We start from the raw sequence: 22,023 nt of genomic DNA, 5'->3' as shown, positions 1-22,023 counted from the left end.
CGCTCGCCTCACTTGCCGAGCGCGTTCGCGAGCGCGTCGACGTTGGCCGTCATCCAGCCGAGGTAGTCCTTGCCGTCGGGCAGGGTCTCGGTCACGGGCACGACGGGGATCCCGGCCGCCGCCGCCGCGTCCTTGACCTTCTCCGTCTGCGGGCCGGAGGTCTGGGCGTTGTAGACCAGCGCCCTGACCTGCTTGCCGCTGTAGAGGGCGAGAGTGTCCTGCAGGACCTTCGGGGAGACGTCGGAGCCTTCCTCGACGGCCTCGCTGAACTCCTCGGGGGTCTTGTTGACCAGCCCGCTCGCCTCGGTGAGGTAGAGCGGCACGGGCTCGGTGATGCCGACGCCCTCACCGCTGTGCGCCTTCTTGATGTCCGCTTCCCTGGTCTCCAGGGCGGTGAGCTTCGTCTTGAAGGCCTCGGCGTTCGCGGTGAAGGTGGCGGCGTCCGCGGAGTCGGCCTTGCCGAGGGCGGTGGCGATGCTGTCGGCAAGCTTGGCGACGGTCGGGAAGTCGTACCAGACGTGCTCGTTGAGTTCGCCGCCCTTCGGGGCGGTCTTGCCGGAGAGCTCGACGACGTTGATCAGGTCGGGGGAGGAGCCGCTGCTCCCCAGCATCCGGTCCACGAAGTCGTCGTAGCCGCCGCCGTTCTCGATGACGACCTTCGCTTTGGACAGGGTCAGCTGGTTGCGGGTGTTGGCCTCGTAGGAGTGCGGGTCCTGGTCGGGGTCGCTGATGATCGAGGTGACGTCGACCTTGTCGCCGCCTATCTGGCCGACGATGTCGCCGTAGACGTTGGTCGAGGCGACCACCGGGATCTTGGCGGCGGACGCGGGTGCGGAAGACGCCGACCCGGACGGGGCGTCGCTCCCGGAGTCCGACGAACTGCCGCAGCCCGCCAGGAGGGCGAGACAGGCGCCGGCGCCGGTTATGAGCGCCAGGCTGCGGGACGGGGACGAGTGCATGGGTCCTCCACGACGGATGCGGAACGAAAGCCTTCGCTGGCTGCCGGCCGACGTGCTGGTGGGCCGGGCGCCGACCACGTTAGATGAAAATGAATGTCACGACCATACTGGGGCTCGTTGATATGAAAATCGTTGCCAACGCTTGATGTGCACGTGGTTCGGGCCGGGCGCCGTCCGTCACCGGTTCGGCGCGGGTCGTTCTGTCCCTGAGCGGCAGTCCTCGCAGAGTCCGGTCAGCTCCACGGTGTGTTCGAGTTCGGCGAACCCGGTGGCGGCGGCGACGGCCTCCGTCCAGCGCTCCACGGCGTCGGACTCCAGGGGCAGGCTGAGGCCGCACTGCCGGCAGACGAGGTAGTGGCGGTGTCCGTCGGTGGGCCGGAGGCGGTAGAGGCGCTCCCCGGACCTGTCCCTCACGACGTCGACGAAGCCCCGCTGCTCCAGGGTCTGCAGGGTGCGGTAGACCGTGGTCAGGCCGGCTGTGGGTCCCGCCGCGGCCAGCGCGGCGTGCAGTTCCCTGGCGGAGGTGAAGTCGGGGCGGTCGCCCAGTGCGCGCAGCACGGCGTTCCGCTGCCGGGTCGAGCGCCAGGACGGTCGGGACTCCGCAGTCGGTGAGTCGTGCATGGCACCTGCCTCGGCGGGGGCTTGGGGCGACTGAGGGTACACGCTGATTTGAACATGGTTTCCATGACGGTATGGGTGAGCAGGAGTCAGGTGCGTCGCCCCGTCCCGGAACGCCGAGGGCCGGGTGCGCCGGTGGCCGTGCGGGGAAGGGCCCTTGACAGGCCGTCATGCCCGTGATCATCCTGTAGTGAATTTCGTTTCCATGTGTTCCCGGCGAGTGTGGCGACGCTGCCGGACGGTCGTCGGCTGAACGGGCGGTGCGGCGTGCGGAAGCGCCGGCCGGCCCGCAGCCTTCCGTCCGCCGCAAGCGGACGGAAGGAGCTACGGGCGTTGGTCGAGCCGCTGTATCTCAGACCCCGCGTCGAGGAGCCGCTCGCCTCGCTGCTCGCGGACGGGACCTTGCTGCACTCCCTGGCGGACGGTCTGGGCTCTCCCCTCAACGTCCTCGTGCCGCGGCGCGTGGTGGACAACGCCCGCGACTTCCTCGCGGTCTACCGGCACCACCACCTCGCGGGCCGGGTGTACTTCGCCCACAAGGCGAATCGTTCCAGCGCGCTGCTGCGCGAGCTGGCGGCGGCCGAGGGGCGCATCGGGGTGGACGTGGCCTCCGTCGCGGAACTCGCGCACGCCCTCGGATGCGGCTTCACGGCCGACCGGATCATGGCCACAGGCCCGAAGGACGCCGAACTCCTGTGGCTCGCGGCCCGGGTCGGGGCGACGGTCAACGTGGACTCCCCGGGCGAGCTCGACCGGCTGGCGTCGCTCGTCCGCACGCACGGATTCGCCCGCGTCCCGGTGCTGCTGCGGCTGAGCGCGTTCGAGGAAGGGCGCGGCTCCGCCGGCGGCACACGGGTGCTGGCCCGGCGCAGCCGCTTCGGCACCCCGCTGCGCGAGGCCGAGGCCCTGCTGTCGGCGACCGCGCGGCACCGCGACGCGGTCGAGCTCACCGGCGTGGGCTACCACCTGGACACGGTCGGCCTCGACGAGAAGGTCCGCGCCCTCGAAGACTGCGTCCAGGTCATGGACTCCTGCCTCGGCCACGGCCTCAGCCCCCGGGCCGTCGACGTCGGCGGCGGCTTCGGTGTCGGCTACGTCGAGGACGCCGCCGAGTGGGACCGCTACACCTCCGCGCTCACCGACGCCGTCAGGGGCGCCCGGCCGCCGCTGGCGTGGCGCAACCACGGTTACGGACTGCGCCACGAGAACGGGACCGTCCGCGGCGCCGCGGCCCTCTACCCGGCGCACCGCGCCGTGTCCGGACCCGGTTACCTCGACGAGCTGCTCCGGCACACCGCGCCGTCCTTCGGCCGCCCGGCGGCGACCCTGCTGCTGGAGCACCTCCACGAGCTCCACAGCGAACCCGGCCGCGCGCTGGTCGACCAGTGCGGACTGTCGCTGGCACGCGTGACGGACGTCCGCACCGCTCCGGAGGACCCCTCGGAGCACATCGTCCGCCTCGCGGCCAACAGCGGCGACATCAGCCTGGAGGAGCACGGCGTGCTGGTGGACCCGGTGCTGGTGCCGCGCGGGCCCGGCGACGCGCCGCGGGGCGAGCCGGCGGGAGTGTACCTGGCGGGCAACCTGTGCCTGGAAGCCGATCTGCTGACCCGCCGCAAGGTCTTCCTACCGCGTCTGCCGCGCCCGGGCGACCTGCTGGCCTTCGTCAACACGGCCGGATACGCGATGGACTTCCGGGCCCACCGGGCGCAGATGCAGCCGACGGCCCGCACCGTCGCGGTCCGGCGGCTCGGGGGCGGGTGGCAGTGGCGCACCGACGAGGACTACTGGCCGGTGGGAGCCGAAGAGGGCCAGGAGGCCGGATCGCGGGAGAGCCGGTCGCCGGGGGAAGAGCAGCCATTCCGAGGGGAGCGGGCATGAGGTACGACAGCATCGTCGAGGCCATCGGCAACACCCCGCTGGTGCGCATCGACCCGTCGGTGCACGGCCTGCGCCACATCGACCTCTACGCCAAGCTGGAGATGCTCAACCCCTTCGGTTCGGTCAAGGACCGGCCCGCCTGGCACATGGCCAGGCCGCTTCTCACCGGTGCCGCCGGGCAGGGGCAGGGCACGGTGGTCGAACTCTCCAGCGGCAACACCGCCAAGGCGCTCGCGCTGCTGGCCGGAATCCACGGGCTGCGCTTCAAGAGCGTCACCAACCGGATGAGGGTGCCCGAGATCAAGGAGCTGCTCCTGCTGCTGGGGGCGGAGATCGAGGAGCTGCCGGGACGCAGCGAGTGCCTGGACCCGGCGGACACCGAGGACCCGCTCACCCGATTCCACCAGGCGCTGTCCGAGCCCGGGAACAGCTATCTGCACACCGACCAGTACTACAACCCGCTCAACGTGGAGGCGCACGCGTCCGGCACCGGTCCCGAGATCGTCGCGGACCTGGACGGCAGCGCGCCGGACTGGTTCGTGGCCTGCGTCGGGACCGCCGGATCCTCCACCGGCGTGGCGGAGGTGCTGCGCGAACGGGACCCCTCGGTAAGGGTGCTGGGCCTGGTGGCCGACAAGTCCGACTTCATACCCGGCATCCGCACCATCGACGAAGTCCACCAGGTGGGCCTGTTCGACCCGGCGACGTACGACGTCATCGAGTCGGTGACCTCGCAGGAGGCCATCGACGGGATGCTCACCCTCATCCGCCGCTGCGGCCTGCTGTCCGGACCGACCGGGGGCGCCGCCTACCACGGCGCGGTGCGGCAACTGCGGCAGGTGGATGCCGAACTGGGCGGCGGCGAACGCCAGGTGGCGGTCTTCGTCGTCTGCGACCGGGCGGAGAGCTACCTCAGCTACGTGCGCGCCCGGCGTCCGGAGGTGCTGGGCGCCCCGGCCCGTGCCGTCGCGCCGGTCGCCTCGGTCGACGAGGCGCGGGCGCGGGAGTCGGCGAAGGTCGTCGAGGTGGCCGAAGCCCGCGACTGGCTGGGCGGGCCGGAGCCCCGGCCGCTCGTCGTCGACCTGCGCGGCCCGCACGCCTACGCCGCCCTGCACATCGAGGGGTCGGTGAACATCGTCGACGAGCTGTTCGACGAGCTGCTGCGCGGTGGGATGCCGTTCAGCAAGAGCCGCCCCGTACTGCTCGCCTGCCCGGTCGGCGAGAAGTCGGTGCGGTATGCGGCGCTGCTCAGCCGGATGGGCCATCCGGACGTCCGCAGCCTGGCCGGCGGCATCGTCGGCTGGCGCGACGCGGGCGCACCGCTGGTGCACGAATGAGCGCGCGGCAGCCCCCGGCGGGCCGGCGGCCCGAGGAGTTGCGGCGCTGGCAGCGGGAGCTGCGGCGGCAGTTCCCCATCCTCACCGCCCACCCGGAACTGGCGTACCTGGACAGCGCCGCGACCGCGCAGAAGCCGCAGGCGGTCCTCGACGCGGTGACCGCGTACCTCACCACCGCGAACGCGAACGCCGGACGCGGCACCTACCCGTGGGCCAACGAGACCACCCGGATGGTCGAACGCACCCGCCTGCGTGTCAAGGAATTCCTCGGCGACCCCGACCCGGACCGCTCGGCCGTCCACTTCACCAGCGGGACGACGGAGGGGCTGCGTACGGTGGCCCGCGACTGGCTCACCGCGTTCCTGACCGACGGCGACGAGATCCTCGTGCCCTTCACCGACCACCGGGCCAACCTCGACCCGTGGCTGGAGGCGCAGGCGCTGCTGGCCGCCCGCGGGGTGCGCGTACGGGTGCGGGCACTGCCCGTCCAGCCGGAGTCCTTCGACTACGACCACCGCGCCCTCGCCGCCGTGGTCGGGCCGCGCACCCGGTTCGTCGCGGCCACCCACGTCCACCACGTCTACGGCGCCGACATGAACGTCCAGCGCATCCGTGCCGCGGTCGGCCCCGACGTGCCCATCTGCCTGGACGCCGCGCAGAGCGTCGGGCACCTGCCGATACGGGTCGGCCCCGGCGGACTCGACGTCGACTTCGTGGTCTTCTCGGGCCACAAGGCCCTCGCGCTGCCCGGTACGGGAGCGGTCTGGGCGCGCGGCGCCCGCGGGCCCGAACTGCGCCCGGGTGGCTGGTCCGGCACCCCCAACACGGTCGGGATCGCCTCGCTCGAGGCCGCCCTCGGCTGGCTCGACGCCGCCGGCCTCGACCGCGTCGCCGAGTGGACCACCGCGCTGGCGACCCGGCTGACGGACCGGCTGCGTCACCTGCCGGCGTACGAGGTCCTCGGGTGCCAGGCGAGCCTGGGCGCCGACACCGCGCTGCCGCCACAGCAGCGACGGCGCGGCATCGTCTCGCTGCGCCACCGGGACATCCCCTCCGACGACCTGGGATTCGTCCTGTTCAGCCACGGTTTCATGGTGCGTGCCGACAGCCTGTGCCAGGCGGGTGCGGACGAACGCGGAGTGGTCCGGATCAGCCCGCACGTGTACACCTCGGAGGAGGAGATCGACCGGCTCGCCACCGTGCTCGCCACGCTCACCTGAGTTGCAGTGAAAATCGTTTTCGGATGTACATTCCTTCCAGGCACACGCGGGGTGACGAACGAAACGAGGTGACGCTCTCCCATGGGTGTGAGCACGGTCGCGGCCAAGGTGTGGGTGGAGCGCTGGGAGCGTCAGCAGCAGCACTACGCGGTGGACCGGGAGGAACGCTTCACCGTCATCGCGGACGTCGTCGAACACGTCGTCGCGGACCGAGCGGCCCCGCTGCTGCTGGACCTCGGATGCGGCCCCGGCTCGCTCGCGGCCCGGCTCGCCTCCCGGATGCCCGCCGCCCAGATCGTGGCCGTCGACATGGATCCGGTCCTGCTCGAACTCGCCCGTGCCCACCACGGGGACGCGGCCCGCTACGTCGACGCCGTGATCGGCGAGGCGGGCTGGACCGACGTGCTCGGTCTGGGCGGGCCGGTCGACGCGGCGGTCTCCACGACCGCGCTGCACTACCTCCCCGAGCCGGAACTGCTGCGCACCTACCAGCAGTTGGCGGAGCTGCTGCGCCCGGGCGGCGTCGTGGTGAACGGCGACCACTTCCCGCCGCGGTCGGTCTCCTGTTCACGGCTCACCGCGCACGTGGGACGGTGCCGGGCCGAGCGGTCGGGCACCCGTACGGCCGAGGACTGGCACACCTGGTGGCGCGCGGCGGCGCAGGACCCGCTGCTCGCCCCCCTGTTCGTCCAGCGGGAACGGCGGGAGAGCGCCCGCCGCGGCCGCACCGCGGACTGGCACCTGACCGCCGGGGACCACGCCCGGCTGATGCGCCGGGCGGGCTTCCACGACGTCACACCGGTCTGGCAGGTGGGCGACAGCTGCGTCCTTGTGGGCGTCAAGGCCTGAACCCCGCCAGGGGGTTCTGCGGGACCCGGGCAGCCGGCCCTCAGCTCGGCGCAGCCGCAGGGCCGGTACCGCGCCGCGAGCAGTGCGATATTGGTTTTCATTTTCATTTGACTGCTATGGTGGGGATCTCGTCACCCATCTGCGACTGGAGGATCCGTCATGTCCGCCCACTGCCAACTCACCGGACGCAAACCCGGCTTCGGAAACGCGGTCTCGCACTCCCACCGGCGTACCAGGCGCAGGTTCGACCCCAACGTCCAGCGCAAGCGCTACTGGCTGCCCGGCGAAGGCCGTCACGTACGGCTCACCCTCAGCGCCAAGGGGATCAAGACGGTGGACGCCATCGGTATCGAAGCGGCCGTGGCCCGTATTCGCGCGAACGGCGGCAGCGTCTGATGGCAAAGAAGAGCAAGATCGCCAGGAACGAGCAGCGGCGCGCCGTGGTCGCCCGCTACGCCGAGCGTCGCGCCGAGCTGAAGCGGGTGATCGCCGCGCCGACGTCGAGCGCGGCCGAACGCGACGCGGCCCAGCAGGAGTTGCGCGGGCAGCCGCGCGACGCCAGCGCCACCCGGGTGCGCAACCGGGATTCCGTCGACGGGCGCCCCCGTGGAAACCTGCGCACCTTCGGCATCTCCCGTATCCGCCTGCGCGCGATGGCCCACGCCGGCGAACTGCCGGGCGTCCGCAAGAGCAGCTGGTAGTCGTTCGGCAGCGGCTCGTGCCGTGCGTGTCCCGGCACCAGCGCAAGGTCATCGCCGCGACCCCGGTCCCGTCCGCTGCCGTAGTGGTGCTCGCCGTGCCGACCCGGTTCGGCCCCCGGGCGATCCGGTGCTACCACCGAGTGGGAAACGGCGGCCCGTCAGGCGACGGTCGCGGACAGTTCCACCAGCCCCGCGACGCCGAATTCGAGCTTCAGCGGGAGGACGTGGCCGGTGCCGACGTGCGCGCGGGTGAGCCGGACCGTGGGGCCGGGGGCGTCGAAGGTCACGGTGGAGCCCGGGGTGAAGAGGATGCCGGCGGTCGTCATCGAGCCGTTGCTGTCGCCGGGGCCTCCGACGAGTTTTCCTCTGCCGCTGTCCGGGGTGGCGACCATGTCGAGGTGCTCGGGCGCGCCGCCGGCGTTGCGGACGGTCATGGTGAGGGTGCCGGTGCCGGACGCGTCGAGGTGGGCGACGGCGTGCGTGATCGTCAGGTCGATGTCGGGCCCGGTGACGTGCACCTGCCCGACCGGCCCGGAGGAGGACGGCTGCGGAGCGGCGCGTGCCGCGGGGTGGCCGCCGCAGGCGGTGGCGAGTGCGGCCAGCGCGACGGCCGCGGCTGCGGCGCGGGCCGGACGGGCGGTTCGGAGGGTGGTACGCGGCACGTTCACGTTTGCATCATGCCAAGGAGCCCGGACGCGGCTCCGGCTGCCCCCTCCCTCGCCCGCGTTCTCGCTGCGGCGGCGTTCGGTGGTCTGGCGGACGGGTGCTGCTTCCTCTTCCGGTGAGGGTGACCAGGATCTCCCTGCGGTTGCGGTCCGCACAGTCGAGGCCGCCGGCGACTGGTGGGGATCGGACCGGTCGGACGTCTCTACGCCGTGCACCGCAGATCGGCCGGCGGGCGGTGCCCGGTCAGGAGGAACTCCGTCACCGCCTGGTCGCCACAGGCTTGGCCGTTGGCGTGGTAAGAGCCATGGCCGCCCTGGTCGACGGTGACCAGGCGCGCGCGGCCGCCGAGGGCAGTTCGCATGCGCAGGGCACCGAAGTAGGGCGTGACCGGGTCCCGGAGGTTCTGGAGCATCAGTATGTTGGACGGCCCGTCCGAGGTGATGTGGATCGGCTTGTCGGCCGGCTCGGTGTGCCAGAAGGCGCAGGGGGTGATGTTGACCGGCTGCCCCGCGGTGAGCGGGTGAAGGATGCGGTCGGTTGCCACGGCGCGGGCGTAGTCGCGGACGTCGTGGGGCCAGCTCACGTCGTTGCACTGCGTCGCCGTGAACACGGCGGCGTCGCGGTCCGGCATCGGCGTGGCGTATCCGGGGGGTAGGTCGAGCGTGGAGCGGGGGTTCTCGGCGTCCTTGATCAGTTGGGCCAGCCATGGGAAGTTGACGTCGTTGGAGAGCGCCTGCTGGACGGCCTGGCGCAGGATGTTGCCGGTGAACGGCCTGCCCGCGGTGGTGGTCGCCCGGGGTGTGCGGTCCAGTCGGTCGGCGAGGGCCAACACCAACGGCCGTACGTCTCCGGCGTGTTGGGCCAGCTGTAGTTCGTTGCGGGCGGGGTCGGCGGCCCAGCGGGCGAAGTCGGGGAACCGCTCGTCGGCGCCCGCCGCCGTGTTGGCGAGCCAACCGCGTTCCACGCGCGCGGGGTCGGGATCGCCGGTGCTGTCGAGCACCACCCGGTCGGTGTGCTCGGAGTGCTCCTGCGCGTAGGCGGCAGACACATAGGTGCCGTACGACACCCCGTAGATCGACAGCTTCGCGGTGCCGAGTGCCCGGCGGAAGCGCTCGATGTCGCGCACCTCGTTCGCCGTGGAGTAACTGTCCACCGTGGCACCGCCGTTGCGGGCGCAGGCATCGGCGATGCGTTGGGCGCGGGCGACGCTGTCGCGGATGTCTCCGCCCGGGTCGGGCCAGCTGCGAAGGTTCATCACGTCCCGGTCGTCCGCGCTCAGCCCGCAGCCGACCGCCGTGGAGCCGCCCACCCCGCGCGGGTCGAGGCTGACCAGATCGTAGGCTCCGGACAGGGCCTTGCGCAGCGCCGGGCCGTTGTGGGCGAGCGTCTCGACGCCGGAGCCGCCCGGGCCGCCCGGGACGACCAGCAGGGTGCCGCGCCGGGCGGCCGGGCGGTCGCTGACCAGGCGGGTGAGGCGCAAGGTGAGGTGGGCGCCGTCCGGCTTCCGGTAGTCCACGGGGACGGACAGATCAGCGCACTGCTGGTCGGCGGGGCCATCGGGCTGAGCGCACGGGTACCAGGAGAGCGTTGTCGCTGACACCGGACCGGCGACCGCGAGGCATGTCGCGCTGAGGGAAAGGACGCCCAGTACCACGGCGACTTTGTGCTTCATCGTTTTCTCCGCTTCCAGAGGTGTGGGATGGCCGGCTGCGGCGTCCGCAGAGACACGTGGTCTCCGCCGTGGCCGTCGATGCTGGTGATGAGGTCACCTTGGCAGCGGAACGGGTGCCGCAGCCTCCCTCCTCGGTGGGTTCGCTCTCCCCCATGCGGGGGGGGGCCGCCGTGCTCGCGGCACTGGCAGGATGATCAGGTGCCCGAGCCCAGCCGTCCCACTCGATTCCGTTGGCTCTTACGGCCGTTGGCACGGACGGTCACGTACACGCGCTGGCTGCACCTGTGCGTGCCGGCCGGTGCCATCGCGCTGTGGATGGTCTTCTTCCGGAGGGAGCCGTACCTGCTCGGGGCCTTGGCCGTACCGGTGGGCCTGATCCCGGCAGTCCGTCATGGTGAGGGCATACAGGCACAAGGACTTCTGGTGCCGGACGAGCGCGGGCGGCCCGACGCCACGATCGCGGCGGCGCCCGCCGCCACGTGGCAGGACCGTTGGCGGACCGTGCTCTGGTTGGAGATGCGACTCGTCCTCGCGGCGGTGGCTGTGATGATCACCGTCTGGGGCCCGGCGCTCGCTGTCGAGCTGCTACGGCTGGGGATCGGTGGCGCTCCGGTGGCCGTTCCGGGACTGGGCGTCTGGCAGCCGCACTGGTGGTGCACCCCGTTGGCCGTACTGCCAGGTGTGGGGTCACCCGTCCTGCTGGTCGCGCTCGGGCACTTTGCCACCCGCCTTGCCCGGACGCTGCTCAGCCCTTCCCCCGCTGAACGGCTGCGTCTCCTGGAGGAGCGCACCGAGCAGCTGCTGGAACGCAACCGCATTGCCAGGGAGTTGCACGACTCCATCGGCCACGCGCTGACCCTGGCCGTGCTACAGGCGGGTGCCGCCCAGGCCGCCGGGGACCCGGCGTTCACCGAGCGGGCGCTGGCTGCGATCGAAGAGGTCGGCCGCAGCGCGCTGGACGACCTGGATCGGGTCCTGCTGATCCTGCGCGAGAACGGCCGGCCGCTGTCCGGACGGCCCACCCTGGGGAACGCGGACCGGCTGCTGGAGGCAGCGCGCAGCTCGGGCTCGACCGTGGACGTCGAGCTGTCCGGACCTCTGGGCCAAGTGCCGGGGCCGATCTCCCGCGAGGGCTACCGGATCCTCCAGGAGGCGCTCACCAACGTGTTGCGGGACGCCGGCCCGGTTCCGATCAGAGTGCGGGTGGCGATGGTCGGCCCGCAGCTGGAACTGGAGGTGGCCAATCCGCTGCCGCACAGGCCGTCGCCCGCACCCGGTCGCGGCGGAAGCGGCCTGCGCGGCCTGCGCGAGCGGGCGGCCCTGCTCGGCGGGGAGACGCAGGCCGGTCCCTCGCACGGCGAGTGGCAGATGCGGGTACGGCTGCCCCTCGACGGTGCCGCAGTCCCACGGGACTTCCCCAACGCCCCACCGATCCGTCAGTAGGCTGACCGCATGCCGATCACTGTGCTGCTGGTCGACGACGAACCCCTGGTCCGGGCGGGCCTGCGGGCAGTCCTCGCGGCCCAGCCCGACATCCGGGTGGTGGGCGAGGCGGCAGATGGAGCCGCGGTCGTCCCCCTGGTACGGCAGCTACGCCCGGACGTGGTGGCCATGGACGTGCGAATGCCCCTGCTCGACGGGATCGAGGCGACCAGGGTCGTGCTGCGTACGGTGGCACCGCCGCCCAAGATCCTGGTGGTGACGACCTTCGAAAACGACGAATACGTGTACGAGGCACTGCGTGCCGGGGCCGACGGCTTCCTGCTCAAGCGGGCCCGGCCTGCGGAGTTCGTGCACGCGGTGCGGCTGGTCGCCGAGGGCGACACGTTGCTGTTCCCGGCCGCCGTACGGGCCCTGGCCGTTGAGTACGGCAACCGGCCGGCCCGCGACGCGCTGAAACGGATCACTCTTACCGAACGCGAGGCGACGGTGCTCCGGCTGATGGCCCAGGGACTGTCCAACGCCGAAATCGCCGACCAGTTGGTGATTGGCTCAGAGACGGTGAAGTCCCATGTCAGCGCGGTGCTCGCGAAATTGCAGGCGCGGGACCGGACGCAGGCGGTGATCGCCGCGTACGAGTCAGGGTTCGTGACCGTCAACGGGACCTGGCCTTAGCTTGTTCTTTAACCTCTGCGTGTTGCCAGGTTGTGGCCGGTCGAGAGCCGGAGGTCGCTCAGATATTCGATCGTCGGTCCAACGCCCCCGAACCTGGGGTCTCCTCGGAGCCAGGGATTTTACAGGGACTTTCCGCTGTACAAGCACGGAAGGCCCCGACAGGGCTGAAAGGAGAGAAACACCAGCTCAGGCGCTACGCGGTCAGCACGTCGATGACGTTGACGGCCAGGCCGCCGCGGGCGGTCTTCTCCTTGTATTTGACCTTCAGGGCGGCTGCTGCCCGCAGGGTGGCGCTGACCTGCGGTTTCAGCACCAGATTCGTGAGCCCCAGGTGCGCCAGGGACTTCTCAGGGACTTCCGGCCCCGAAGTAGATGCGAACCAGGAGTCCATGGACGCGAGCCCGCGCTTCCCTGCCCCAGGCATGAAGTGAGCGTAGTGGTCGAGGGTGATCTTCGGCGAGGAGTGCCCGAGCCAGGCCGAGACGCTGACGATCGACTCGCCCGCCTCCAGCTGCACGCTGGCATAGGTGTGCCGCAGGACGTGGAACATGTCCCGGCGCGAGCGCTCGAACTCGGGGTGGCGCCGGATGCGGGCTCCGTGCCTCTCGACCTTCTCGCCCACCGTGCGGATGACCCCGGCCGCGACGAGCGCGGGCTTCCAGCTCCGCTCGTTCCACGTCTTGTAGTTGATCCGGAGGCCCCTGGACGTGCTCAGGACGAGCCGTACGGTGATCGGCTTGCGCTGGCGCTCCTCGAGCGGGGTGGCCGGCTCCTCTGGGTTCCGCCAGGGGAGCTTGCACTCGACGGGCGGGAAGCGTCGGAAGTGCGCGCGGGCGCGTTGCGCCAGGAAGCGGTGCAAGGGGACGTCCCGCACCTTCCCGCCCTTGGGAAGGCAGAAATACGGCCGCCCCCGGCTGTCCCAGCGCAGCTGCCGCCGGACGTGCACGACCCCGGCCTCGAAGTCGACGTCCTCCTCCGCAAGCCCGAACGCCTCCCCCTGCCGCAGCCCCAGGCCGACGCCGAGGTCCACGGCGAAGCGGTACCGCTCCTGTAGCCCCTTCCGGACGGCGTCGACCCGGGCACGCGTCCATGCGGTGGCCTTGCTCTTGACGGGTTTGGGACGTTTCACGGAGCGCGAGGTCGCGGCCGGGCTTTTGAGGAGGCGCTTGTCGTCGACGGCGGCGTTCAGGACTGTTGTGAGGTGGATCCATATGATCTCCGCGGTCGACGCCTCGACCCGGGACAGCAGGCTCGCTTTGAACGAGCGAAGCGCGGTCGCGTCGATGTCCCGCAGCGGGTAGGAGCCCAGCAGCGGGATGATGTGCTTCCAGATGCGGCTGCGCATGGGGGCGGCCGTCGAGGGCTCATCCATGCGACTCGGCCACCAGATCTCTTCGATGTAGTCGGCGAGGGTGATCGCGCCGTCACGCGGATCCACGAACGTGCCGCGCCCGGTGTCCGCCGCGGCTGTGGCCAGCCAGCTCTTCGCGTCGGCGACGGTTTCGAATGACCTGTCCTTCACGCCCGGTATGCCCTTGACGCGGTAGCGCATACCCTTGCCCCACGTCGCTGTGCGCTCGCGCTTTCCGGTTGCCTTGCTCGGCCGCTTTTTCAGCCACCGGTCCTCTATGTAACCCGACATCTTCTGGTGCCCCGATCTAGATGCGCTTTTCCTCTGACGTGGTGGTCTGAACGCATCTCTCGGCCGAGACATATCCCGGTGTAGCTGGAAAATATGGTGTCGATTCGATGTCGGTACGCGGTGCGAAACCTTCCGTCACCGTGCGCGTCGCTCCGGTCGGCGATGCAGAGGGCTGACCGCTGAGTTGGACCGTGAGTCGGCGCGCTCCTGCTCGTTGACCCATTCGTCGAGCGCCGAGATCCTGTACATCACCCGCCCGCCCATACGGAAGCTGGGCGGCCCCTGCCTGCGGTGCCGCCAGACGTACAGCGTGTTGGGGGCGATGCCGAGGTAGAGCGCGGCCTTGTCCAGAGTGAGGAAAGCGGTGTCTGCGGTTGACGTTTTCCTGATGCCCACGAGAGCTCCCTTGGTGCTGTCAAGCTGGTGACGCCAAGGATGTGCAGTGTGTGGAACTTGGTGGCGCCGCATGGTTGTGGTAGAGCGCCGGTGCCGCGGAAGTTCCGAATCAGCCAACGCCCAGGGCTGCCCCCGCACCTCACCGGCCGGGCACTGCGCGGGGCACTGTCCACGGACGGCACGCTGGACAAAGAGATGATGAAGGAGTACCTCGACCGGGTCCTGCCTTCGGAGCCCGCCTCCTGATGCAGACGACCTGAGCGCCGCAGCGAGGGGTGTCCGGAGCCATTGAGACTGGCTCCGGACACCCCTCGCGACTGTACCGGCCCGTCCCATCCACACAACTCCGCCGCCTGCAGCTGAACGGCTTCGTTTGTGGTCTCGGGGGTCAATCAAGCTGGGCTTGGCGTCTACCACCCCGCGGCCAATCTCACCCCCGGAACCGGCACCAGCGGCCGACCAGACGGTCGCGTCCCTGTTGCGCCGGTGAAGTCGATGTCGCTGCCGAAGCCGACGCCGCGGTAGAAGGCCGCGGGATCACGCCTGGACGAATAAAGGCAATGGCCTGATGGCATATTTCGAGCTGTGCGAGGCTCTCACGGTTCCAGATGGCACTTCTTCCCTGTCTGCTTCACTAGCTCCGCGGCCGACAGCTGTAAATGTGGCTGTCTACGCGCCTGAGGAAGAGAAGCCCGCAGAGATCTATTTCGACGCGACGCAAACGGTTCCGTTCGACCTCCTCCAGCACTTCGTAGTGCTCGTCGCCTCGTGCCTAGCACGCACGGAGTTGTAGCAGCTGCCCGATGAGCGCGGCGAGACCCTGGGCCGACATCACGAGTTCAAGTTTAGTAACGTCCTTTACGAGGAACGCGGACAGTGGGATCGGCGCAGTCCGGGTCCTCCCGGCGAAATCAGCTCATGGCCGACGGTCAACGGCTGGCCGTGATCTATGGAGGAAATCACCGTGCCAGGCGTTACACCTTGCAGTCGATCGATGGTCCGTCCTCGTGGAGATGAGGGAACCCGCCGCACGCTGCGGCGGATCATGTTGCCTTGACGCGTAGGTGACGTCCGGGACGCCTGCGCCCCACTACCCTTGGGACATGCCTGACACGATCCGAGTTCGCTTTGCTCCGTCCCCGACGGGTCTGTTCCACGTCGGCGGTGCACGCTCCGCCCTCTACAACTGGGCTATCGCCCGACAGCAGCAGGGCAAGTTCGTATTGCGGATCGAGGACACGGACGAGGCCCGGAACAAGCCGGAGTGGGTGGACGGCATCCTGAACGCGCTGTCTGCGATCCACATCAACGCCTCCGACCCTGCGTTCGAGGGCCCTTACTTCCAGTCGCGCAACACCGTGGGGCAGCGCGAGGCGGCGCTCAAGCTGTTCGCTGAGGGGAAGGCGTACTACTGCGACTGCACCCGCGAGGAGTTGGTCAAGCGCACCGGGTCGCAGCACCTGGGCTATGACGGATTCTGCCGCGATAGGGGCCTGGAGTTCCAGGAGGGCCGGGCACTGCGGTTCCGTACGCCGGACGAGGGCATGACCGTGGTGGACGACGTGGTGCGTGGCGCCACGGAGTTCCCGAACAACGCGATCGAGGACTTCGTCATCGCCCGTGGGAACGGGTCTCCGGTGTTCGTCCTGGCGAACGCGGCGGATGACATCCGAGAGGGCATCACGCACGTCATCCGCGGCGAGGAGCACCTGTCGAACACTCCGAAGCAGCAGCTTCTGTGGGAGGCGTTCGGCGCCGAGCTGCCGGTGTGGGCGCACTTGCCGGTGATCGTGAACGAGAAGCGGCAGAAGCTGTCCAAGCGCCGCGACAAGGTGGCGCTGGAGGACTACCTTGCAGAGGGGTACCTGCCGGACGCCCTGGTGAACTACCTGATGCTGCTCGGCTGGGGGCCGGGCGACGACGTGGAGATCCGGCCGTACGAGGAGCTGGAGAAGCTGTTCCGGCTGGAGGACGTGAACAAGTCCTCGGCGTTCTTCGATGTGAAGAAGTTGACCGCTTTCAACGGCGAGTACATCCGGGCGCTGCCGGTGGAGGATTTCGTCCAGGCGTGCCGCCGCTGGCTTGAGGCGCCGTACGCGCCGTGGGCGCCGGAGGCGTACGACGACGGGGTGTTCCGGGCGGTGGCCGAACTGGCGCAAACCCGGATCGCGCTACTGAGCGAGATCACGCAGTACGTGGACTTCCTGTTCCTCGACGCGCCGACCTGGGACGAGGCGTCGTGGAACAAGGCGATGAAGCCGGGGGCGGCCGAGGTTCTGAAGTTCACCCGTGCACGGTGGGCCGACAGTGAGTGGACGGCTGAGGCGTTGAGGGTCGGCCTGGAAGCGGCGGCTGCCGAGCACGGGCTCAAGCTGGGCAAGGCGCAGGCGCCGGTCCGGGTCGCAGTCACGGGTCGGACGGTGGGGCTGCCGCTGTTCGAGTCGGTTCAGGTGCTGGGCCGGGAGCGTACCTTGGCACGAATCGACACGGCAGCCGCGAGGCTCCAGCCGGCGTGAACTGACGGCGGTGGGCCCGGTGTGCTGCCAGAGCACCGGGCCCACCGCCCTGTCGCCCGCCGGGTGTGGTCTAGCGGAGGTCGACAAGCCGGTGCTCGGTGCCGACGGGCTCGGCCGGCATGGACCACAGGGGGCAGATGGGGATGGTCTGGCGGTCGCAGTCGGAGCTGACGAGGGTGCGCTGGAGGTGGTCGTAGGCGGCGCAGCCGCCACCGCAGACCGAGGCGTGCGGGCAGGAGCGGCAGCCGGGGGCGGTCTTGCTGACGAGGGTCAGCTCGCTGGTGTTCCGTACGAGGCGCGGCACGATCGCGCCGTCCCGCCAGAGGCCGTAGTGCAGGTCAGTGTCGAAGAACGCCGAGCAGATGTAGACGCGGCCGTCGGGGAAGATCGCCAGGCGTTCGAGGTTGCGGGCGGTACAGCCGCCGTAGCCCTGGGCGCTGATCTGGGGGAGCTGGTCGGGGGTGGCGAAGGCGGGCGGGTAGAAGACGCGGACGCGGCGGCCGGCGGCGTACCGGCGGATGTCCTGGCACAGCTCCATCCACTCGGCGGGCGGGATCTGGAGGTGCGGCTTGTCCTTCCCGAGCCCGGTGGGGGTGAAGTAATGGAAGGACAACATCTCCAGGCCGATCCGGTCGGCGAGGTCGATCGCGCCGAGGACGTCGTTCCGGTTCGCCTGCGTGATGGTGAAGATCGCCCGGGTCTGGAAGCCGGCCTTGATGGCGCGCCCCATGCTGCGCAGCAGCGGGCTCCAGGTGTTGGGTCCGCGCATGTCCTCGTGAGTCTCGCGGCGGGCGCCGTCCATGGAGAAGCTGAAGCTGTCGAGCCGGTCGTCCAGGACGGGCCAGACCTTCGGCGGGATGAGGCCGTTGGAGGTGATGACGGTCTTGTAGCCCTGCGTCTTGCACACGTCCAGGATCGCGTCGAGGTCCGGGTGCGTGGTCGGTTCACCGCCGAGGAGGTAGACCTTGTACTGGCCGTACAGCACGCGCAGGCCGGAGAGGATCTCCTCGACCTTGGCCGGGCTCATCAGTATCTCGTTGTCGAGCCGGTCGCCCATGTAGCAGTGCTTGCAGCGCAGCGAGCACTTGTGGGTGATGTAGAGGAAGAGGAAGGGTTCCTTACTGGCAGTCGCCGCGCTCGCGTGCGGGGCGTCCTTTTCGAGGGCGTCGGTCATGGTGGGCCTTCCGCTATCGCAGGGCGTGCAGGGAGTCGGCGGGCCGGGTGCCCCAGGCGGACACGGTCCACAGGATGCACAGCGGCGTGATCTCGCGGTCGCAGGAGTAGAAGCCGTCGTCCGCGTAGGCGGAGAGCTGGGAGTAGGCGGGGCAGCCGCCGCCGCAGGTATTGGTGTTTGGGCAGCCGGTGCACACGGGGTCGGCGCTGAGGTAGGCGTTCAGCTCGTTGTGCGGCGACGGGTTCAGCTTGAGCTGGCCGTTCTCGAACTTCGCGTAGTAGCGGTCGTCGTCCATGAAGACGGGGCAGGCGTACACGGTGCCGTCTGGGTAGACGTGCGGCCGGTCCAGGGTGCGGGCCGGGCAGCCGGGGTAACCGCGGTCCGCCCACTGGGCCTGGTCGTCGGCGTGGACGAAGGTGGGCGGGTAGTAGACGGCGAGCCGCGGCTCCGAGGGGTGCGCCTCGATCGCGGCGCAGAAGTCCATCCACTCGGTTGGGCTGAGCGGTTGGAGGAAGCGGGCGCCGTTGCCGGTTTTCCCGAGGTTGTGGAACGAGAGGGTGTGCGCGCCGAGTTCGGCGAGGAACGGGATGAGGTCGAGGGCGCCGTCGGCGTTGGTCTTGGAGACGGTGCACATGACGCGGACCTGGTAGCCGCGGCGGCGGGCTTCGGCGATGCGGTCGGTGACCTTGTCGAAGTTGTGGGGGTTGCCGCGGATCTTGCGGTGGAGGACGGGGTCGGCGGACTCCAGGGAGAAGTTGAACGAGCCGAGCATGTCCGGCCTGATCCGGTCGAAGACAACGTCCTCGAAGTCGCCGTTGGAGGAGATCGTGACGGTGTAGCCGCGGTCGCGGGCTTCGCGGACGATCTGCGGCAGCTCGGGGTGCATGGTCGGCTCGCCGCCCAGCAGGTAGAGCTTGTCGTGCCCGCCGGTGACCCTGAAGTAGTCCATCACCGCCACGGCCTGCTCAACGGTCATGGTGTTCGCCTCGTTGAGGCGGGTGTTGCCGACGTAGCAGGTCTTGCAGCGCAGCGAGCACGCGGTGGTCGGGTAGAGAAACACGAACCGTTCGCGGGGCTGGGTGTAGATCGGGGGCCGGGCGCCCACCGGGGGCATTCCGAGGTCGACCGTGGTCATCAGTCCTCCGTGGTCGGGTAGGTCATGGCGAGACACTGGGCGGCGTACGCGCGCCGCGCGCGGCCGGGAGAATCCGGCAGGGGACAGACCAGCGGGCTGAGCGGCGCGAGGGTCACCGGCTCGGCGGCGCCCAAGGCGCGAGTGCGCGGAAGAAGGCCGGGGCCGAACCAGCGCACCAGCCCGACGCCGACTGGGGTGTCCATCCACTGCTCGGTGCCTTCCCGGCGGCGCCATGCCTCGGCGAGGTCGGCCTGCTGCGTGTCGGCCGGGAGGCCGAGATGGTGTTTGTGCTCCTGGACGCGCGGCATCGGCCAGCGCGTGAAGTACGCGCTCGCGCGCTCTTCCAGACAGGGGAGGAGGTGACCGGGGTCCAGGACGTGCAGCTTGGGGTCGGCCAGGAACTTGAAGACCACGTCGCCCTTGCGGAAGACAGACAGCGGGCAGTCGGCCTGGTAGCAGGCGGACTTCTGGATCGCCGGCACCGTGGCGATGGTCTGCTCGGTGAAGGTGAGCAACGTGTCGAGCGTCGCGGTGTCGAAGACCTCTCCGCAGTGCTCGAAGTCGAGCCCTTTCTTCTCGTGCAGCTCGCGAAGCTCCTGGGCGAAGGCGACCTCGGTGTCGCGGTCGCTGCGGTGCAGGGCGACGAAGAGGTCGATGTCGCTGGTGGCCTTCTGGGCGTGCCGGGCGTAGGAGCCGCCGACAAACGCGAAGGCGAGGTTGGTGTCGAAGTGGTCCTCGGCGAGCTGTACGGCGCGCCGGGTGACGGAGCGCGTCATGCGGTACCCCCGATCCTGGCCGCGGCGAGGCTGGTGAGGGCGTGGTCGGCGGCGGCCAGCCCGGCGACGGCGGCCTGGAGGATGCCCTGAGCCAGACCGGAGCAGTCCCCGGCGGCGTATAGGCCGGGCAGGCTGGTCTCCAGGTGCTCGGTGAGGGCGAGTTCGTCCCAGAGGCTTTCCAGCTCTAGACCGATCACGGCGATGCGGGCGGCATCGTCCTTGTTGAACGCGTGGCCGGCGAAACTGGGCATCAGCTCCTCGAACACGGTGCGCAGCGCGGTGTGCACTGTGTCGGGCAGGATGCCGGCGAGGTTGGCGACGCCGTAGTCGGTGAGCGAAGGCCGGTGCCCGGAACGGGTGGTGAACTCATCCAGGCTCGTGCAGGTGAGCGTCTTGTCGCGCCAGTCGGGATACCACTGCAAGACAGGTTTTCCAGGGCGGTCGTCGCGCAGTGCCCGGTACGGCTTCAGAATGTGCTGCTCGATCCATCGGGTTTCGCGGGGGCGGCCGGTCTCGTCGCGGAGCTGGGCCAGGAGCGCGAAGTTCCCGGTGGGGGAGGTGCCCGTCTCCGGGATGACGTGTCCGTCGAGGAGGGTGTGGTCGCCGTAGTCGGTGAACTTGAGCCGTCCGCCGCCGGGGCCGGCGCAGTAGCAGAAGGTCTTTACCTTCACTCCGGCTCGCACGAGGGTGGTCTTGAAGTCGTCGTGGACGAGCGCGCCGCGGCGAAGGAGCCTGATCGGCGCCTCGAAACGCAGGCCGACGGACGGGACGGGAAGGGTGTGGTCGAGCCTGAGGGTTCGGATCTGCCCGGCCCACCAGCGCTGTCCGCGGCGGCCGACGGCGGCGACGACACGGCGGGCCGTGACGGTCTCGTCCGCACCGTGCGCTCGAAGCCGTGCGGCGAAGCCGTGTCGGTCCTCCGGAACCAGGTCGATGACCTCCGCTCCAAGCCGTAAGGTCACGCGGGTGGTGCTGGTCAGCCGCGTGTACAGCCGGTCGATCAGCGTGCGGACCTGGGCCGAGGAGAGGGAGGCGACGGGGTAGTCCTTGACCGTGAACGGGGTGCTGTCGGCGAGGGCGCGACGGAAGCGGGGGCGGTCGGAGCCGCACAGGATGTCCAGGGCCGTGTCGCTGAGGTGTTCGGCTCGCTCGGCGCCGAGGAGTTCGGCCAGGCGCCGCCCGCTGGGGAAGCGGGACAGCTTCACGCCGTCGCCGTAGTGGATCGACCCGCCGATGCCCGAGATGACGTTGCAGATGCCTCGGCAGCCGTTGCAGGACTTCAAGCGGTCCACGGGGCAGATCCGGCGGGTGTGGTGGCGGCCGGCGTCCACCAGGAGCACGTTGACGCCCTGGGCGGCGAGCCGGTCTGCTGCGAGCAGTCCGGCCGGGCCCGCGCCGATCACGAGGACGTCGGCTGTCGTAGCCGTTTTCATACCCTCACCTCCACGTTCTGGGCGATCCACTGACGGGCTTGGAGCGCGCGGCTGGCCATGTCGGCGTTGGCGTCAGTGAGGACGCCAAGGACGTCGGGGTCGTACAGGTGGTGGTACTGGTCCGGCCGGTCGGTCAGCGCGGGCGTGCAGCACAGATCGAGGACCCGCCTCGACCGCGGGCCGGTGATCGCCGCACGGACGTGCTCCCGGTATTCGCCATGCAGGTTGGTCGTGGCGATGACGGTGTCGTACGGCTCGTCGGCCAGGGCTTTGTCGAGGCTGGGGTGCCGGACGACGGTGACGTTCCCCAGGCCCTCGACCAGGCGGCGCAGCTTCCGCGGGCCTCGGGTCATCATGACGACCCGGTGGTAGCCGTGCGGCGGCGCGGCGGCGACGGCGCGGGCGAGCATCCCGCCCCCGACCACCAGCAGTTGCTGCGGGGTGGTGCTGCCACCGGTGAGAAACAGGCCGGGCAGGTCGCTGTAGTCCGTTCTCGCGTACAGGCCGAACTCCTCGCGGGCGCGGGAGGCGAGCGCGAGGGCGTCGCGGGTGACGGCGTACAGCGGGTGATCGGGCAGCAGTCGGAGCCCGGCCTCCTGCACCTGACGGTGGATGAAGCGCTCGCCGGGGATCAGCGAGCGGGAGCCGGCCGCGATCTGCGCGAGTCGAACGAGCGCGGAGCGCTCGCCGAACATCTGGGACCGCCCGAGGAGGGCCAGGGCCGGCGGCAGGCTCTCGGCCACGGCGTACCACTCGATCCGCTGGCAGGTGTGGAGCAGCATGCCGGTCTCCGAGAAAAACTGCGGAGCAGCGCACAGGGCCTGGTGGGCGGCGCCGAGGTCGGTGAGAGTGTGAGTGGTGTCGTCCGCGTAGACGTATGCGATGGGCTGCATGACCAGCGTTCCCTTCACGTACTGGTACTCAGCGGTGCTG

General features: G+C 70.1%; 20 protein-coding genes. 9 read left to right on the top strand and 11 right to left on the bottom strand.

Annotated features, from left to right (window positions below):
- Nucleotides 1-8 precede the first annotated feature (8 nt).
- Together ACH4SL_RS29065 and ACH4SL_RS29060 are read right to left on the bottom strand one after the other, a co-directional pair.
- Nucleotides 9-959, bottom strand: a complete 951-nt coding sequence (locus ACH4SL_RS29065) for a metal ABC transporter solute-binding protein, Zn/Mn family (RefSeq protein WP_398450831.1) — start codon at nt 957-959, stop codon at nt 9-11.
- A gap of 177 nt (nt 960-1,136) precedes the next feature.
- Entirely contained in the window at nt 1,137-1,580 is a 444-nt protein-coding gene (locus ACH4SL_RS29060) for a Fur family transcriptional regulator (protein WP_398450829.1), read from the bottom strand.
- Nucleotides 1,581-1,910: 330 nt separating this feature from the next.
- On the opposite strand from ACH4SL_RS29060, the gene ACH4SL_RS29055 reads away from it, so the two are divergent.
- The 6 genes from ACH4SL_RS29055 (at nt 1,911) to rpsN (ending at nt 7,565) form a co-directional block, all read left to right on the top strand.
- Complete coding sequence (locus tag ACH4SL_RS29055) at nt 1,911-3,458, top strand: Y4yA family PLP-dependent enzyme (RefSeq protein ID WP_398450827.1); 1,548 nt, start codon at nt 1,911-1,913, stop codon at nt 3,456-3,458.
- Nucleotides 3,455-4,795 (top strand): pyridoxal-phosphate dependent enzyme, encoded by a 1,341-nt coding sequence (locus tag ACH4SL_RS29050; protein WP_398450825.1) that lies wholly within the window; start codon nt 3,455-3,457, stop codon nt 4,793-4,795. Before ACH4SL_RS29055 ends, ACH4SL_RS29050 begins: the two co-directional genes overlap by 4 nt.
- Nucleotides 4,792-6,015 (top strand): aminotransferase class V-fold PLP-dependent enzyme, encoded by a 1,224-nt coding sequence (locus ACH4SL_RS29045; protein WP_398450823.1) that lies wholly within the window; start codon nt 4,792-4,794, stop codon nt 6,013-6,015. Before ACH4SL_RS29050 ends, ACH4SL_RS29045 begins: the two co-directional genes overlap by 4 nt.
- 81 nt (nt 6,016-6,096) lie before the next feature.
- Nucleotides 6,097-6,864: a class I SAM-dependent methyltransferase gene (locus ACH4SL_RS29040; RefSeq protein WP_398450821.1), complete on the top strand. Its 768-nt coding sequence runs from the start codon at nt 6,097-6,099 to the stop codon at nt 6,862-6,864.
- A gap of 159 nt (nt 6,865-7,023) precedes the next feature.
- Entirely contained in the window at nt 7,024-7,260 is a 237-nt protein-coding gene (rpmB, locus tag ACH4SL_RS29035) for a 50S ribosomal protein L28 (protein WP_398450819.1), read from the top strand.
- Nucleotides 7,260-7,565: a 30S ribosomal protein S14 gene (gene rpsN / locus ACH4SL_RS29030; RefSeq protein WP_398450817.1), complete on the top strand. Its 306-nt coding sequence runs from the start codon at nt 7,260-7,262 to the stop codon at nt 7,563-7,565. Before rpmB ends, rpsN begins: the two co-directional genes overlap by 1 nt.
- Nucleotides 7,566-7,723: 158 nt before the next feature.
- Here rpsN and ACH4SL_RS29025 read toward each other — a convergent pair whose 3' ends face one another.
- On the bottom strand, nt 7,724-8,233 hold the full coding sequence (locus ACH4SL_RS29025; RefSeq protein ID WP_398450815.1) for a hypothetical protein: 510 nt from the start codon (nt 8,231-8,233) through the stop codon (nt 7,724-7,726).
- A gap of 200 nt (nt 8,234-8,433) precedes the next feature.
- The gene (locus tag ACH4SL_RS29020) at nt 8,434-9,903 is read right to left on the bottom strand and encodes an alpha/beta hydrolase (protein WP_398450813.1); all 1,470 of its coding nucleotides are present in this window, start codon (nt 9,901-9,903) and stop codon (nt 8,434-8,436) included.
- Between the two features lie 246 nt (nt 9,904-10,149).
- Between ACH4SL_RS29020 and ACH4SL_RS29015 the strand changes: the two genes are divergently transcribed.
- Together ACH4SL_RS29015 and ACH4SL_RS29010 are read left to right on the top strand one after the other, a co-directional pair.
- Entirely contained in the window at nt 10,150-11,346 is a 1,197-nt protein-coding gene (locus ACH4SL_RS29015; protein ID WP_398450812.1) for a sensor histidine kinase, read from the top strand.
- Between the two features lie 9 nt (nt 11,347-11,355).
- Entirely contained in the window at nt 11,356-12,018 is a 663-nt protein-coding gene (locus ACH4SL_RS29010; protein WP_398450810.1) for a response regulator, read from the top strand.
- 193 nt (nt 12,019-12,211) lie between these two features.
- Here ACH4SL_RS29010 and ACH4SL_RS29005 read toward each other — a convergent pair whose 3' ends face one another.
- Entirely contained in the window at nt 12,212-13,540 is a 1,329-nt protein-coding gene (locus ACH4SL_RS29005) for a tyrosine-type recombinase/integrase (protein ID WP_398450808.1), read from the bottom strand.
- Nucleotides 13,541-13,795: 255 nt separating this feature from the next.
- The gene (locus tag ACH4SL_RS29000; protein WP_398450806.1) at nt 13,796-14,056 is read right to left on the bottom strand and encodes a helix-turn-helix transcriptional regulator; all 261 of its coding nucleotides are present in this window, start codon (nt 14,054-14,056) and stop codon (nt 13,796-13,798) included.
- A gap of 1,103 nt (nt 14,057-15,159) precedes the next feature.
- Between ACH4SL_RS29000 and gltX the strand changes: the two genes are divergently transcribed.
- Nucleotides 15,160-16,572 carry a glutamate--tRNA ligase gene (gene gltX / locus ACH4SL_RS28995; protein ID WP_398450804.1) on the top strand — a complete coding sequence of 471 codons (1,413 nt, stop codon included), beginning with the start codon at nt 15,160-15,162 and terminating at the stop codon, nt 16,570-16,572.
- A 70-nt stretch (nt 16,573-16,642) separates the two neighbouring features.
- Here gltX and ACH4SL_RS28990 read toward each other — a convergent pair whose 3' ends face one another.
- The 5 genes from ACH4SL_RS28990 to ACH4SL_RS28970 are packed head-to-tail and all read right to left on the bottom strand — an operon-like array spanning nt 16,643 to nt 21,983.
- On the bottom strand, nt 16,643-17,746 hold the full coding sequence (locus tag ACH4SL_RS28990; protein WP_398450801.1) for a radical SAM protein: 1,104 nt from the start codon (nt 17,744-17,746) through the stop codon (nt 16,643-16,645).
- Between the two features lie 13 nt (nt 17,747-17,759).
- Nucleotides 17,760-18,881 carry a radical SAM protein gene (locus ACH4SL_RS28985; RefSeq protein WP_398450799.1) on the bottom strand — a complete coding sequence of 374 codons (1,122 nt, stop codon included), beginning with the start codon at nt 18,879-18,881 and terminating at the stop codon, nt 17,760-17,762.
- A complete protein-coding gene (locus ACH4SL_RS28980; RefSeq protein ID WP_398450797.1) occupies nt 18,881-19,657 on the bottom strand; it encodes a nucleotidyltransferase domain-containing protein in 777 nt (258 codons plus the stop codon). The genes ACH4SL_RS28985 and ACH4SL_RS28980 overlap by 1 nt, the downstream gene beginning before the upstream one ends.
- A complete protein-coding gene (locus tag ACH4SL_RS28975; RefSeq protein WP_398450795.1) occupies nt 19,654-21,090 on the bottom strand; it encodes an FAD-dependent oxidoreductase in 1,437 nt (478 codons plus the stop codon). The genes ACH4SL_RS28980 and ACH4SL_RS28975 overlap by 4 nt, the downstream gene beginning before the upstream one ends.
- Nucleotides 21,087-21,983 (bottom strand): hypothetical protein, encoded by an 897-nt coding sequence (locus tag ACH4SL_RS28970; protein WP_398450793.1) that lies wholly within the window; start codon nt 21,981-21,983, stop codon nt 21,087-21,089. Before ACH4SL_RS28970 ends, ACH4SL_RS28975 begins: the two co-directional genes overlap by 4 nt.
- Nucleotides 21,984-22,023: the final 40 nt, after the last annotated feature.

This window comes from Streptomyces sp. NPDC021020, from assembly GCF_044333285.1.
Lineage (GTDB): Bacteria > Actinomycetota > Actinomycetes > Streptomycetales > Streptomycetaceae > Actinacidiphila.
This window is presented reverse-complemented; position numbering and strand designations above follow the sequence as displayed.